Source organism: Flavobacterium arabinosi, from assembly GCF_048158725.1.
GTDB classification, from domain to species: Bacteria; Bacteroidota; Bacteroidia; order Flavobacteriales; family Flavobacteriaceae; genus Flavobacterium; species Flavobacterium arabinosi.
Window position 1 is genome coordinate 491,404 of record NZ_JBLNKX010000001.1, and the last position, 15,217, is coordinate 506,620.

Consider the following 15,217-nt stretch of genomic DNA (forward strand, 5'->3'; position numbering starts at 1 on the left):
TGACTATTAACTCTTTTGTTTGTATGCCGCTATCGTTTTGTATTTCTCTGTTTTATAAATTTTTTCGATCAATGAAAAGACCTTATCTCTCAAAGCAAAACCTATTATTCCGGCAATTGCCACCATTGCTAATCCTAGATTAGGACTCATTAAAGTGGAACCAATCCAATAAAGTCCGACCGGCAATAGCAATTTTGGCAACGAAATCAACATGGTTTTTACATTAAAGGCTTTTTTATCTCCAAAAGCGCCTTTGCTCGAATCTAAATCTATTGGCGTTTTTGTGTAAGCACCCGCAAGAAGTACCAAATGCGAATTCACTCCAATATTATAAACAGCGCCCACAACAATTGTCAGATACACGTGCCATCCAAAATACAAATAGAAGGAAGACAAAATCGTCGAAATAACTGTTGCAATAACAATCAGCCACCATTTTGAACTCAAATATCCGCGGTATGGAATGTTTTGTGTCATCATTAATTGATAATAAGAGCTGTCCCAACTAGGTACAAATTGTCCGAAAGTGAAGAGAAAACCACCCGAAACAAAAATGCCTGCAAAAATGTGCATTATGGGATTATTGTAGGCTTCTATTCCATTGGTAAAGAATAGGAAACCATAAAATAAAAACACAACGCTCATGATCACCGTAGTTTTAGATCGTTTGTTTCTTTTGATGAGTTTAATGTCATTTTTCAAAAATGTTCCCAATGTTCCAAACTGATTGAGCCATGTTAAATCCTCTGTTTTGGCGATTTGATGTTTATTAGAAAGCCCTGAATCAAGATACATGTTGTTTTTGAAATAGTTGAACGTAATATAATACAGTCCAATTAAAGCCAAGATTGGAAGTGAAAATAGCCATTTTGTCTGGAATAGACCTTCAAAGAAAATAGCCGTATAATGAGTAATATCAAAAACATGATAATATTGACAGCCTCCCAAAACAATCACAATTCCGACAAAAATGGCAAACAAATTGTCTTTATTATTCAATACAATATTTAGAAAATTGTTGATGTAAATCAGTGAAATCATCGCTAAATGCCAAAGCAATACGCTCACCACATCATATCCTTCAATAATTAATACTACTGAAAATGGCAAAAAGAAAAAAGCATGTGCCCAATTAAAAAACGACAGTATGGTTTTACCCAAAGAAAAATGGACAATTGTTGGTTTCTTAAACGGTAAAACCAATAAGGGACGAATGTTCATTACCGGAATTTTTTGCACCAGCAAACGAATAATTAAATCAAACAAAAAGTAGTAAATCAGGAATTTATTTACGGTAACCAATGGCTCCAGATTCATTTTCTTAATAATATAAAAGGCTCCAATTCCCAAAGCCAAAAAAACTAAAGCAAAATAAATAGCCAGAAAAAGCATCAAGATTTTTAAGCCTAAATTTGTTGCGAAGGAAGCTGATCTTGTAAAAGCTTTCCATTCGAGATAGATAAATTTTTGGAACATGGTTTATAGTTTGGTTTCGTAATTGGTAGTTAAATAATTGAAATGTTACATCTAATATAAAAAAATCGGCAATTATAATCTCCATTTATTTGTCGTTTCCTACTTTTGTAAAAAATTAATCACATGCCATCCTTTTTAAAACTTATTATAAAAGAAGTAAAACGTGAAACCAAAGATGCGGTTTCCATACTTTTTAATGTTCCCGAGGAATTAAAACCAAACTATACTTTCATTGCGGGTCAATACATCAATCTTAGACTTACCTTAGACAATCAGGAAATTCGTCGTGCGTATTCTCTTTGTTCCGCTCCAGAAAGTGGTGAATTGCGAATTGCTGTAAAAGCAGTAACAAATGGTGCTTTTTCTCAGTTTGCCAATACAAAATTGAAAGCAGGTGATGCTCTTGAAGTAGGAAAACCAGAAGGAAAATTTACATTTGAACCACAAGCTGACCGACAAAAAAATTATGTGGCTTTTGTAGCCGGAAGTGGAATCACACCCGTACTTTCTATCCTGAAATCAGTATTGAAAAGTGAGCCTAAAAGTTCTTTTGTTCTTGTTTATGGAAACCGATCTCCCGAGGAAACTATCTTTCATCAAGAATTGCACGATTTGCAATTACAATATGTAAGCCGTCTTTTTGTACATTATGTTTACAGTCAAGCCAAAGCAGAACATGCATTATTTGGTCGAATAGATAAATCGACGGTGAATTTTGTTTTGAATAACAAACACAAGGAATTGGAATTTGATAAGTTCTATTTATGCGGACCGGAAGAAATGATTAATGCCGTTTCTGGTGTTTTGGCAGCAAAAAACATCAAAGAATCGGCTATCAAATTCGAATTGTTTACAACTTCTTCCAAAGAACATAAAATCGAAAAATCATTAGAAGGACATTCGAAAATCACTGTTATGGTGGATGATGAAGAAACGACTTTTGAAATGTCACAAAAACAAACCATCCTTGAAGCAGCTTTAAAACAAGGTCTTGATGCTCCGTATTCTTGCCAAGGTGGAATATGCAGCAGTTGTCTGGCTCGTGTTACATCTGGAACTGCCGAAATGACTAAAAATTCTATTCTTACTGATGGTGAAATCGCCGAAGGTTTAATCTTAACCTGTCAAGCGCACCCGACGTCAGAAAGCATTTATGTAGATTATGATGATGTTTAGGAAATGGTTTAAATGATAACGAAAACTTCTCTGAAAAGGGAAGTTTTTTTATTTTAAGGAGGTTTTGATTTTTACTACATTAGCAGAATAATATTACAAAAATTATTTACGCCATTTACCATATTCGTGTCCAAATTGACTCCATTGGCTAACAAAAAAATAAAAAATATTAGTCAAAATTTTACGCAACCCAATTGAGATTTGAGCATCTAATTAAAAACAAAAAGTTATGAAAAAATTTATTCTAATCTTCATTTTTGCAATTGGCTTTATTTCTTGTAGCTCTAACGACGAAACTAAAATTGAGAATTCGGATATAATAGGAAAATGGAATTGGATAAGTACAGATGGAGGGTTTGCATTTAATATTCACGAAAAGCCAACTACTGGAAATACTTTTCAATTAAGTTTAATGAAAAATTATGTATACTCAATAGCCCAAAATGGAAATGAAGTCGAAAGTGGAACATATGAATTAGTAATGAAAAGATCTATTTATTCTGGAGAAATGGAAAGATTCATAATTTGTTATGCTAAAAATCAGCAACTTCAAAGCGTTGTAATAAACGGAATAACTAAAGTTTACGAAACAAATAAATTGGATATTTCAGATAATAATTATGATGGAATTGGAAGCGGATTCGTAAAAACTGAATAAAGAACTACACAAAACAGCTACTACAATTGATTTGGGTAATTGGCTTAATAGAGAAATGGTTTTGTATGATTTTATCATACATACGCAAGTTGTAGCACATTATACAAAAAACACGTTAATAATAAAAACATCTACATTATGAAACCAAAAATTTCAATCTTATTTATTACAATATTTATCGGATTAATGACAAGTTGCAGCAAAACGGATGAAGATTTAAATCCGCTTAATTTAACGGCAATTGGACAGAACAATCTTTTTGGAAATGGACGAGAGAATATTGTTCAGCAGAAATTTACAATTTCTGACTCGAACTCTTGGAATGAATTATTGACTAAAATGAATTCCGTGAATAATAACAGTAACGGATTTACAGAAACGAATATTGATTTTGCGAATTTTATGGTCATTGCGGTTTTTGATAAAGTACATGGAAATGGTGGACATTCAATAGATATCATCAAAATTACAGAAACCGAGAATAAAATTATCGCAACAATTGACAATGTTTTAAAAGGAGATGCAACCGCTGTAATGACACAGCCATATCATATTGTTAAAATCCGGAAAACTAATAAATTGATACTATTTGAATAAAATAACGTGCTAACACTTTATATAATTTTTGTTCAAATTAGATTTATTACAAACATTCCCCAACTGGCGCTCGTTTGTCCACGTTCTCTGGTGCTCGTCCAATGTCCCTGTCTTGTCCGAAAATAGGTTTACACAAAAGTGTAAACCTATTTTCGGACAAGACAACCTAAATCCAATTTTGCTTATAAAGAAAGAGTATAAAAAATAAGTTTGCAGGAAAACAATTTTGGAAATAGACCAAAATTAATATTGTCTGTAGGCACGAGGGGGACGCTCGCGCTAGCTGTGCAAACACAGAAATTCATAAAACAATCCTTCAGACTTTAGCAGAAACCGAAGGCCATAAACGCAGTGTTTGGAATGCATTTGCGAGGGCGTTTTAGACTTTTTTTGGTAGAAAAGTAGTCCTTACTTGCTCTGGATCAAGTTCGGTGGGGATTTTGCCAAAATAAAGTAGCCTCAACATGGCGCGAATAATTATTTAAAGTACTTTGGCTTCCCCCATTACTTGTAAACTAAACCCCAAACCCCGATTGAACACTAGAAACAACTTTCTCCACAGTAATCGTTCGCATGGCATCTTCATAGCCTTCTACTATTTTATTTCCATAAACGGATGTAGGTAATTTTGGAAAGTGATTTCTATCGGAAACCAACGCATTTTCTAAAGGTTGATTGAAAGGCGAAAATCCCGCATAAGGATGAGTTGCGCCCCAAAGCGTAATCACTTTCACGCCAAACATCGCCGCAATATGCGCATTCCCGGAATCCATGGAAAGCATCACATCAAGAGTACTAATAAGCGCTAATTCCTGCTGAAATTTGATTTTCCCGGCAACAACGATGACATTTTCTTTGTTGGAAGAAAGCGTATTTAAGAGTTCAATTTCCTTTTTTCCGCCACCAAAAAGCAATATTTTGTAATCCGCATTTTTGGCTAATTGGTTGATGACTTCCCGCATCAAATCCAAAGGATACACTTTAGAATCATATTGTGCAAAAGGAGCAATTCCTATCCATTTCTGGACTTTTTCTCCAGTTAAACTGATGATTTCAGTATCTAAAGTTTGTTTTTCAGGTAATATTGGAGAAGATAAATCAACTGTAAAACCCAGTTGCCTGAACACTTCTACATGTCTTTCAAACATTGTTGGCAGTTGCTTGAAAACTTTATTTTCGGGTTGGGTTAATGCTTTTTTCTCCGCTCTTCCTTTATCAACTGAAGACACTTTTTTTCCGTTTAAAGCAAAAAGGCTTCTGACGATTTTAGAACGTAAAACATTATGCAAATCGGTGAAAGCATCAACATTTAGTTCTTTTAAATCTTGGAACAAACGCAACAATCCCAAAAATCCCTTGTGTCGCTCTTTTTCATCGAAAGCAAAAAAAGAAACGTTGGGAATGGAATCAAAAAAAGGTTTAAAAAATGGTCTGGAAACGACCGTAATTTTAACTTCTGGATGCTGATTTACAAAAGCACGTAAAACAGGAACCGTCATGGCGACATCTCCCATTGCGGAAAGTCTCATGACGGCTATATGTTTGATTTTTTGGGACAATTTAAAACGAGAATTACTTCTTGTTTTGGTACAAAACAGGATTCAAATCATCATCATTGTACATTTTCATCTGCTTGTACACTTTCATGAATTTATCTCCATTTTCAATGTCTTTTATTAAGTCATCAATTGCGGTAGACAAATCAGTTCTTTGCTCTAAAAGAATATTCAATTTTGCCTGACATTTATCTCTGTGATCTTGGGAAGCTGCTGCACGAGTCGCTTCTTCATTCATGTGATAAATTTTTAAAGCTAATATTGACAATCTGTCAAAAGCCCAAGCAGGACTTTCTGAGTTGATTTTAGCACTTTCTTTTACTACTACATGGCTGTATTTTTGAAGAAAATAACCGTCAATATATTCCACCATATCCGTACGCTCTTGATTAGAAGCGTCGATTCTTCTTTTCAAAGTCAAAGCGGCAACCGGATCAATATTTGGATCCCGAATGATATCTTCAAAATGCCATTGAACGGTGTCAATCCAGTTTTTATGATACAATAAATGTTCGAATTTATCCTTCGGAAAAGGATTATTTATGGGCTGATCTACATTATCAAATTGATGATAATCTTTAATACTTTGTTCGAAAACTGAATAAGCTAATTTTGAAAACATATCTTTATATATTAAAAGGCAAAGATACTTTTTTATACTTTTATAGATTAAAAAAACTTTAGAAGTTTAATTCCAAAATTAAAACGATGCAAATCCATATTTTATCCGAAAACAATAGTGTCCTGAACCATTTTTTAGGACAAATTCGAAATGTGAATGTTCATAATGACAGCATGCGTTTTAGAAGAAATATTGAGCGTATTGGCGAAATAATGGCTTATGAATTGAGTAAGGAATTGCATTACAAAAACATAGAAATTCAAACGCCTCTTGGCATCAAGAAAACTACCGAAATTGAAGACCAATTGGTTCTGTGCTCCATTTTGCGTGCAGGATTACCATTGCATTTGGGCTTTTTGAATTATTTTGACAATGCCGAAAACGGTTTTATTTCAGCCTTTAGACACCATCCTAATAATGATGATTATTTTGACATTGTAGTTCAATACCAAGCGATTGCTAATATAAACGGCAAGAATGTACTATTGATTGATCCCATGCTTGCCACCGGACAATCTATAGTTGCTGTTTTTAATAAATTAATGGAAAGAGGAACTCCAAAAGAAATTCACATTGCAGTTGTAATTGCTGCGCCAGAAGGAATTGAACACCTTAAACAACATTTACCCGACACGTGTCATCTATGGATCGCTACATTAGACGAAAAACTCAATGAACACAGTTACATCGTTCCAGGACTTGGCGATGCCGGAGATTTAGCTTTTGGGGAGAAACTATAATTGAGAGAAAAAGGCAAAAAGACTGCATAGAATAAAAACAAACAATACGATTTCCTGCTTCAATTTCAGCTGCACAATTTCAATATGACTTGTTGCCATGATTGCTAATGGCGCAAAGGTAAACATCAACAAATCGTTACTTTTATTAGAGGAAATCAAGAAAATTACTATTCCAATAAAGAATGAAGCTACTATTTTTTTGAAAGAAACATGTAAAATCTGTGGTCTGTGAGACAATGTTGCAAACATAGAAATAACAAAAAATAATGCAATAGTAGCATAAATTGAAAAAGCAGCATTTTGGTAATTATTAGTAAAATAATCAATTCTAAAATCCATCGTTACACTCCTAGTTATATATTCGATTACGTTCACATTGAATACTGCCGCATACAACAAGAAAATAATTGCAGCAGTGAAAAAAGCAATAAACGGCAAGAACCAGTTTCTATAATCTCTGGAAACATGAAAAATTATTGATATGAAAACCAATACAATAAATATAATACTCCAAAAATGAAACAATGTGGCTAAAAAAATCCACAATGATGCATCAAATATTTTTTCTTTGGAAGCTTTGAGAGATTGCAATGAAATCAATCGGCGAAGAGCTAATAGTATAAAGAAATTTGAAACAATCAGGTTCGTGTTGTCTAATACGGAAGGAAAAAAAATCAGTAATAAAAAGTAAAAAAAAACGGTGTACGAACTGTCTTTGCTCAGTCCGTTCTTCTTGACAATGAAATTTGTTGTAAAAACGGAAGCTAATAAAATGCAGAAGAGTGTGAATTTTTTTAAAATTAAAAACAACGAATTAGCCCAAGACAAATCCTGAAATTGATATATTAAAAAGAAAACCAGCATTAAAATTACAACCAATGAAAAATTTAATGGTGTAGATTTTTTAAAAACACTTGTTATCATAAGGATATTTTATACTTTTGTGATTGTAAATATAATACTTGTTTAAAAAGGAAACCCTGCAAGTTCAAAAAGATTCTTACTAAATAAGACCTTTCTACTATCCAGAGTTCTTTAAAAACAACTAATAAAATTAATTTTATACATTATGAAAGCATTTTTCGAAGGAATACAATACTTATTTGTAAATATTTTATTTGCTCCTCTAGATTTTTTACGCGCATTAGAGCTTAAATCTTGGTTTGTTGCTAATACTGTCAACTGGATTTTCATGATTATCTGTGCAGCTGCAATGGTATATTGGATCTTACAATTGAAAATTTTTGAAGACGCAGGAACAGAAAATCAAGATACTACCGCTCACTCTTTCCTAAAATAATATTTAAAAAAAGTGAACGATAATTGGAAACTATTTTAAATCGTTTCCAATATCTTTTCTAAAATACATCTTATCAAAATTTAGTTTATCTATGTTTTGGTAAGATTTTTTTATGGCCTCTTCGAAATCATTTCCATAAGAAGTTACGGTTAAAACTCTTCCTCCATTAGAAACAATATTTCCATTATCAAGTTTAGTACCTGCGTGAAAAACAATAGAATCTTGAATGTTTTCTAACCCTGAAATCACTTTTCCTTTTTCGAAATCTTCAGGGTATCCGCCAGAAACTACCATAATTGTTGTAGCACTTCTTTCGTCAACTTCCAGTGTGATTTCATCTAGCTTTTCATTGGCTACAGCCAAAAACAATTCGACTAAATCTGTTTTCAATCTTGGAACAACCACTTCCGTTTCCGGATCACCCATTCTCACATTATATTCAATTACGATTGGTTCGTTATTCACATTAATCAATCCAATAAAAACAAATCCTTTGTACGGAATTCCGTCTTTTTGGAAACCATCAATGGTTGGTTTTACGATGCGGGTTTCGATTTTCTCCATCAAAATAGCGTCAACATAAGGAACTGGAGAAACTGCTCCCATTCCGCCTGTATTTAATCCGGTGTCACCTTCACCAATACGTTTGTAATCTTTAGCAGTTGGCAGGATTTTATAATTTTTTCCGTCAGTAAGAACAAAACAGCTTAATTCGATTCCGTCAAGGAATTCTTCAATCACTACTTTAGAACTGGCATCACCAAATTTCTGATGCACTAACATGTTTCTTAATTCTTCTTTGGCTTCCGCCAAATCTTGAATAATCAAAACACCTTTTCCTGCTGCTAATCCGTCTGCTTTTAAAACATAAGGCGGTTGCAACGTCTCCAAAAATTCACATCCTTTCTCCACTGTTTCGGCAGTAAAACTATCGTAAGCAGCAGTTGGGATATTATGTTTTATCAAAAATTCTTTGGCGAATTCTTTACTTCCTTCTAACTGAGCACCAATTTTTGATGGCCCAATAACCGGAATGTGTTTTAACTCCCCATCATTTAAAAAGAAATCGTAGATACCTTTTACTAATGGATCTTCTGGTCCTACAACAACCATTTCTACTTTTTCCTGAAGAACAAAAGCTTTGATAGCGTCAAAATCAGTTGGACTTATATCAATATTGTTAGCTATTGCTGCTGTTCCAGCATTTCCTGGTGCTACAAAAAGCGTGTCGCAAAGCGGACTTTGAATCATTTTCCATGCAAATGCATGCTCTCTTCCGCCTGAACCCAATAGTAAAATAGTCATGATGTTGTTTTATTTAGTTGTGGTGCAAAAATAGTTTGTTTTAAGATGAAATAATAATTTTTTTTACTTACTTTTAACGTTAGTAACGCTAAAGGTATGATAATTTCATTTGGGTCTAAAGAAACTGAAAAAATATGGAATGGAATTGTTGTAAATAAACCTTCAATCGAAACCCACAAGAAAAAATATTTTTCTTCCGATGAGATGAAAAAGTGGGCTCCTGACGACCCTAGGCAAATAACTGCTTTTCCGGAAGAAATTCAACAAATAGCCAGAAGAAAACTAAGAATGTTAAACAATTCTCTAGATTTGATCGATTTGAGAATTCCGCCCTCCAACCATTTAGAAAAATTAAATGGAAATTTAAAAGACTATTATAGCATTCGAATTAACAATCAATGGCGGATTATTTTTATTTGGAAAAATGGAAATGCTTCCCTTGTTGAAATTGTAGATTATCATTAAAATAGTTGAAAATGGAAAAATTAAAAAATATACATCCCGGTGAAATCTTATTAGAAGAATTTCTTATTCCTTTGGAAATAACAGCATACCGTTTATCTAAGGATTTGAAAATTCCTCAAACCAGAATTTCTGAAATTACGAAAGGAAACCGAAGAATTACGGCTGATACGGCTTTGCGTTTGAGTCAATATTTTGGTAATTCCGCTAAATTTTGGCTTGGTCTTCAGGATGATTTTGACATTGAGGAAGAACAAGAACACAAAGCAAAAGAACTGCAATCCATAAAACGTTTTGACACTCAAAAAATAGCCTAAATGTTTCGACTTTTCGATTTATCACTGCAACTAAATGGTTTCCCGATGAAGGAAGCCAAAGCCGAATTGCGAAAAATTGTCGCTTTATCAGAAAAAGAACACGAAACTTTCATTGAAAATAAAAAGTTAGAAATTGTAAATTTTCATTTACAAAACAATCTGTTTTATCAAGAATTGGTTGGTTCAAATGCTACCAACTGGGACGATTTACCCATTTTAAATAAAAGAAACTTACAAAAACCATTGCTTAAAAGGCTTACCAACGGATATTCTCCAAAAAACAGTTACGTTAATAAAACATCCGGTTCCAGCGGTGATCCATTTATTTTTGCCAAAGACAAATACAGCCATGCGTTGACTTGGGCTTCTAATATCTCTCGTTTTGGTTGGTACGAAATTGATTTTAATAGTTCCTATCAAGCCCGATTTTATGGGATTCCAATCGATTTTATTAGAAACAAGAAAGAGCGCTTTAAAGATTTTTTAAGTCATCGGTTTCGGTTTTCTATTTTTGATTTATCGGATATACTTTCAGAAAAAATTTTAAAAAAATTTCAGAAAAAAAAATTCGATTATATAAACGGGTACACGAGTTCAATTGTTTTATTTGCTAAATTTTTACAAAATAAAAATATCATATTAAAAGACATTTGTCCCACTTTAAAAGTGTGCATAGTGACTTCCGAAATGCTTTTTGAAGAAGATAAAATACTTTTGGAACAACAATTTGGGATTCCAATTGTCAATGAATATGGTGCTTCTGAATTGGATTTAATTGCTTTTCAGAATCCAAATGGAGAATGGCAAGTCAATTCGGAAACATTATTTGTCGAGATTTTGGACGACAATAATCAAGCGGTTCCAAACGGTACTTCAGGCCGAATTGTAATTACTTCCTTGTTCAATAAAGCGCATCCGTTTATTCGCTATGATATTGGCGACATTGGAATTCTCGACGAAAAAAGCACCTTTAAAAAACCTATTCTCAAGAAATTAATTGGAAGGACAAATGATATTGCTCTTTTGCCAAGCGGGAAAAAATCACCTGGATTAACGTTTTACTATGTAACAAAAAGTATCATTGAAGACGATGGTAATGTAAAAGAATTCATAATTAAGCAAACAAAAATTGATACTTTTGAAATTGAATATGTGAGTGAAAATGAATTAACGGTAACACAAATTCAAAAAATCGAAAAAGCAATTACTATCTATTTAGAAAGTGGTTTGAAGTTTTCATTCAGTAGAAAAGAAAAACTGGAGCGCAATGAAAACGGAAAATTGAAACAGTTTATTTCTCTAATTAAAGAAATCAAAGAATGAAAATCACCATAGTTGCTGGCGCCAGACCTAATTTTATTAAAATCGCCCCGATTATCAAAGCGATAGAGAAAAAGCAAAACGAAGGTGTACCAATTTCCTATCGTCTAGTGCATACAGGCCAGCATTATGACAAAAGCCTGAGCGATACGTTTTTTGAAGAACTTAATATTCCGCAACCAAATAGCAATCTCGAAGTAAAAAGCGGTTCTCAGTCTGTGCAAACAGCGGCGATTATGGTAGCTTTTGAGCAGGAATTATTACAAAATTCGTGTGATTTAGTTTTGGTTGTCGGTGACGTCAATTCAACAATGGCTTGCGCAATTGTGGCAAAAAAACTGAATATCAAAGTGGCGCATGTTGAGGCCGGTATACGCTCTGGTGACATGACAATGCCGGAGGAAATCAACCGCATTGTTACGGACAGTATTTCGGATTATTTTTTCACCACGTCACTTTGGGCAAATGAAAATCTTTTGAAATATGGGATTTCTAAAGAAAAAATCCATTTTGTAGGAAACGTAATGATTGATACTTTATATCAAAATTTAAATAGAATTAAAAAACCTGTTTTTTGGGATGAATACCAATTAGAACTCGAAAATTACTTCATTCTCACCCTTCATCGTCCATCGAATGTAGATGAAGAACAGTCGTTGCAGCAATTATTACTGGGTATTGATGCTTTAGCTAATGATAAAAAAGTAATCTTTCCAGTTCATCCGAGAACCAAAGCCATTTTAGCCGATAAAGAATTAAATTTTAAAAACATCGTTTGTGTTGAACCACAAGGATATTTAGCATTTATGTACCTTATCAAAAACAGTTTCGCAGTAATTACCGATTCTGGAGGGATTTCGGAAGAAACTACCGTTTTAGGAATTTCCTGTTTTACAATGCGTGAAAATACCGAAAGACCCGAAACACAATCAATTGGCACCAACACTTTGGTAGGAATCGGTATCGAAAAATTGACCGAAATTTACAGCTCTTTTCTTAAAAATGGAAAGAGAAAAAGTGGTATTCCTGAACTTTGGGATGGCAAAACTTCCGAACGAATTATTGACATTTTACTAACCCAAAACTAATGGAGGAAATTGTAATTATTTCTAATTATTATCCACCAGAAAAGGGTGCTGCTGCCAATAGAATTGAGCAGTTGGCTTTGAAACTACATAAAAACAATTATAAAGTAACCGTAATTTGTCCTTTGGCTAATTATCCTAAAGGAGTATTATTCCCTGAATACAAAGGAAAGTTTTTTGCTAAAGAAATGATGCAAAATATAACCATAAAGCGACTTTGGATTTATCCAAGTAATAGCAAAAACATCTTTGTCCGTATTGTTTCAATAGTGTCTTTTTCTATTGGATTATTTATTTATTTATTGTTCAAAAAAACACCTAAAAAAGTAATAGTTCAATCTCCGCCATTACTATTATCTTTCATTAGCGTTTTAGTGCTTTCGCTAAAGCAGAAAAAAATTATTTTGAATGTTTCCGATTTATGGCCTTTGGCGGCTATTAAATTGAACGCCCTTTCGGCAGATTCATTTTCACATAAAGTTTCATTATTTTTAGAACGGTTTATTTATAAAAATTCAACTCTGATTTTAGGCCAGTCCAATGAAATTATTGCTCATATTCACTCTTTATATCCAGAAAAAAAATGCTATTTGTATCGTAATTTTCCAGACCATAAAATTGAAAGTTTCGAATTAAATTTAATTGATAATCAACCTATTAAATTATTTTACGCAGGATTACTCGGTGTGGCGCAAGGTGTTTTGGAAGTTTGCGAAAAAATGGATCTGGAAAGTCTAAATTTAGAATTTCATATTTTTGGTGATGGCGCTGAAAAACTTCAAATTGAAAGCTATATAAAGGATAATCCTAAAAAAAATATTATTTTTCATGGAATGTTGGAACGCAATGAATTGATTTCGAAATTAGCAACTTTCGACATTGCTTTGGTTCCATTGAAAACCAGAATTTATGGCTCAGTCCCATCTAAAATATTCGAATATAGCGCTTTAGGAATACCTATTCTTTATTTTGGAGGTGGTGAAGGTGAAACTATTGTATCTAACAATAATTTAGGATGGGTCGCAGAAGTAACAAATTTCCAGCACCTAAATACTACTGTAATCGAAATTTCAAAAATAGATAAAGAACAAATTCAGATAATGAAGCAACAGATTTTTAAAAATGCTAAAAACAACTTTAATCTTGATTTTCAAATAAAAGAATTAATTGAAAAAGAAATTTTTTAATATGCTTTTTCTTCGCCCTTGAAAATATTAACTACCGTTTGGAAAATTATTTTTAAATCTAGGATAAGAGACCAATTTTCGATGTAAAAAACATCAAATTTTATTCTGTTAATCATATCGCCTTCCGTTTCAATTTCTCCACGAAAACCTTTAACCTGAGCTAATCCGGTAATTCCCGGCTTCACATAATGACGTACCATATATTTTTTAACTTTATTCCCATAAACTTTATTTTGCGCCCAAAGATGGGGCCGCGGACCTACAACTGACATATCACCAAGTAAAACATTTAGAAATTGAGGCATTTCGTCCATACTTGTCTTTCTCATAAACTTCCCTATTCTAGTAACCCGGGGGTCATTTTTTGAGGCTTCCGTTTCGGTTTTCTTATTGATTTTCATGGAACGAAGTTTATAACAAAAAAACTCGTTTTCATCAATTCCAGGTCTCCCTTGTTTGAAAAAAACAGGACCTCTGGATTCTAATTTTATTAAAATCGCTAATAATGGAATTAGCCAAGATAAGAGAAAAACAATAATTGTGATGGAGAAAACAATATCGAAAATTCTTTTAAACACCTTTGTACTTGGCTCATGCAACATTGTTTTATTCAACGAAAGCACAGGGAAAAAATCGTAATAATCTATTTTTAAATTCTTAGAAAAAATCTCTTTTGTGTCTGGTATAAATTTTATTGTTTTATTGTTTTCATCAGCAAAATCAATCAAATCTTTCAAATACTCATTAGAAATTTCATTTAATGAGCAGTAAATTTCATCAACACAATTTTCGATTATAAAAGGTTTCAAATCCGCTAATTTTCCTTTAATATTCTGATTTGATTTCTTATCCGAAAAATAACCTAAAAAACGATATCCATAATCATTTCTTGTTTCAAAAAGATCTTTCAATTGAATTGCTTCTGGCGTATAACCAATAATTACAGCACTTCTGTAGTTACTCCCTGTTATTATTCTGTATTCTTTTAAATAATAAAATAATGAAAATTTTGAGATCATAATCAGCACCATAACTGAAGATATAAACATCACAATCACTTCTCCACTAAAAACAACCCGATTTGAAAATGGGAAAAAAGCAATGATTATCAAAAGAAATAAAACTCCTTGCTTGATTATTTTCGAAATAATTTCAATGGGAGTTGTGAAGCGATATATTTCGTAAAATCGTATGAAAAAAGCAGCAGTAATCCATCCAATTGCTTGGTAAATGAGATAATATTCAATGTCTAAATCTAGTTCTTTGAAAATGAACAAGCTTAGCACCGAAATAACTATTAGATCAATTGAAACACTAATAGGCCGAATGTATTTTGAATATCTTCCTATTTGTGATGCCGCCATAATTAGTGAATGTACTATTAACTTAAAGATAAATTCAAAAATACTTCCTTCC

Annotated in this window: 16 protein-coding genes; 10 read left to right on the forward strand and 6 right to left on the reverse strand. The window is 32.8% G+C overall.

Annotated elements, in window-relative coordinates; translation table 11 throughout:
- Positions 1-6: 6 nt before the first annotated feature.
- Entirely contained in the window at positions 7-1,476 is a 1,470-nt protein-coding gene (locus ACM55K_RS01995; protein ID WP_416848563.1) for a DUF5687 family protein, read from the reverse strand.
- Positions 1,477-1,599: 123 nt separating this feature from the next.
- Here ACM55K_RS01995 and ACM55K_RS02000 point away from each other — a divergent pair, with 123 nt between their 5' ends.
- The 3 genes from ACM55K_RS02000 to ACM55K_RS02010 all read left to right on the forward strand — a co-directional run bounded on the left by ACM55K_RS02000 (position 1,600) and on the right by ACM55K_RS02010 (position 3,907).
- On the forward strand, positions 1,600-2,652 hold the full coding sequence (locus ACM55K_RS02000; protein WP_416848564.1) for a 2Fe-2S iron-sulfur cluster-binding protein: 1,053 nt from the start codon (positions 1,600-1,602) through the stop codon (positions 2,650-2,652).
- A gap of 229 nt (positions 2,653-2,881) precedes the next feature.
- The gene (locus tag ACM55K_RS02005; RefSeq protein WP_416848565.1) at positions 2,882-3,310 is read left to right on the forward strand and encodes a hypothetical protein; all 429 of its coding nucleotides are present in this window, start codon (positions 2,882-2,884) and stop codon (positions 3,308-3,310) included.
- Between the two features lie 138 nt (positions 3,311-3,448).
- On the forward strand, positions 3,449-3,907 hold the full coding sequence (locus tag ACM55K_RS02010; RefSeq protein ID WP_416848566.1) for a protease complex subunit PrcB family protein: 459 nt from the start codon (positions 3,449-3,451) through the stop codon (positions 3,905-3,907).
- 515 nt (positions 3,908-4,422) lie between these two features.
- Here the strand turns inward: ACM55K_RS02010 and ACM55K_RS02015 are convergent.
- Positions 4,423-5,436: a glycosyltransferase family 9 protein gene (locus ACM55K_RS02015; RefSeq protein WP_416848567.1), complete on the reverse strand. Its 1,014-nt coding sequence runs from the start codon at positions 5,434-5,436 to the stop codon at positions 4,423-4,425.
- Between the two features lie 43 nt (positions 5,437-5,479).
- Positions 5,480-6,085: a DUF4254 domain-containing protein gene (locus ACM55K_RS02020; RefSeq protein ID WP_416848568.1), complete on the reverse strand. Its 606-nt coding sequence runs from the start codon at positions 6,083-6,085 to the stop codon at positions 5,480-5,482.
- 86 nt (positions 6,086-6,171) lie between these two features.
- On the opposite strand from ACM55K_RS02020, the gene upp reads away from it, so the two are divergent.
- Positions 6,172-6,825: a uracil phosphoribosyltransferase gene (gene upp / locus ACM55K_RS02025; protein WP_416848569.1), complete on the forward strand. Its 654-nt coding sequence runs from the start codon at positions 6,172-6,174 to the stop codon at positions 6,823-6,825.
- On the opposite strand, the gene ACM55K_RS02030 is transcribed toward upp, so the two are convergent.
- Positions 6,820-7,749: a DUF6427 family protein gene (locus tag ACM55K_RS02030; protein WP_416848570.1), complete on the reverse strand. Its 930-nt coding sequence runs from the start codon at positions 7,747-7,749 to the stop codon at positions 6,820-6,822. The genes upp and ACM55K_RS02030 overlap by 6 nt on opposite strands.
- Positions 7,750-7,894: 145 nt before the next feature.
- Here ACM55K_RS02030 and ACM55K_RS02035 point away from each other — a divergent pair, with 145 nt between their 5' ends.
- A complete protein-coding gene (locus ACM55K_RS02035) occupies positions 7,895-8,125 on the forward strand; it encodes a DUF6341 family protein (protein WP_416848572.1) in 231 nt (76 codons plus the stop codon).
- Between the two features lie 30 nt (positions 8,126-8,155).
- Here the strand turns inward: ACM55K_RS02035 and purD are convergent, their stop codons facing one another.
- Positions 8,156-9,430, reverse strand: coding sequence for a phosphoribosylamine--glycine ligase (gene purD / locus ACM55K_RS02040; RefSeq protein WP_416848573.1), 1,275 nt, complete (start codon positions 9,428-9,430; stop codon positions 8,156-8,158).
- Between the two features lie 96 nt (positions 9,431-9,526).
- Between purD and ACM55K_RS02045 the strand changes: the two genes are divergently transcribed.
- From ACM55K_RS02045 to ACM55K_RS02065, 5 genes are read left to right on the forward strand one after another with little or no spacing between them, the layout of a single operon-like run.
- Positions 9,527-9,895, forward strand: a complete 369-nt coding sequence (locus ACM55K_RS02045) for a type II toxin-antitoxin system RelE/ParE family toxin (protein ID WP_416848575.1) — start codon at positions 9,527-9,529, stop codon at positions 9,893-9,895.
- Between the two features lie 11 nt (positions 9,896-9,906).
- Positions 9,907-10,209: a HigA family addiction module antitoxin gene (locus ACM55K_RS02050; protein ID WP_416848576.1), complete on the forward strand. Its 303-nt coding sequence runs from the start codon at positions 9,907-9,909 to the stop codon at positions 10,207-10,209.
- Entirely contained in the window at positions 10,210-11,532 is a 1,323-nt protein-coding gene (locus tag ACM55K_RS02055) for a phenylacetate--CoA ligase family protein (protein ID WP_416848577.1), read from the forward strand.
- Positions 11,529-12,617, forward strand: coding sequence for a non-hydrolyzing UDP-N-acetylglucosamine 2-epimerase (gene wecB, locus ACM55K_RS02060; protein ID WP_416848579.1), 1,089 nt, complete (start codon positions 11,529-11,531; stop codon positions 12,615-12,617). The genes ACM55K_RS02055 and wecB overlap by 4 nt, the downstream gene beginning before the upstream one ends.
- Complete coding sequence (locus tag ACM55K_RS02065) at positions 12,617-13,801, forward strand: glycosyltransferase family 4 protein (protein WP_416848580.1); 1,185 nt, start codon at positions 12,617-12,619, stop codon at positions 13,799-13,801. Before wecB ends, ACM55K_RS02065 begins: the two co-directional genes overlap by 1 nt.
- Here the strand turns inward: ACM55K_RS02065 and ACM55K_RS02070 are convergent.
- On the reverse strand, positions 13,798-15,165 hold the full coding sequence (locus ACM55K_RS02070) for an undecaprenyl-phosphate glucose phosphotransferase (protein ID WP_416848581.1): 1,368 nt from the start codon (positions 15,163-15,165) through the stop codon (positions 13,798-13,800). The genes ACM55K_RS02065 and ACM55K_RS02070 overlap by 4 nt on opposite strands.
- Between the last annotated feature and the right edge of the window lie 52 nt (positions 15,166-15,217).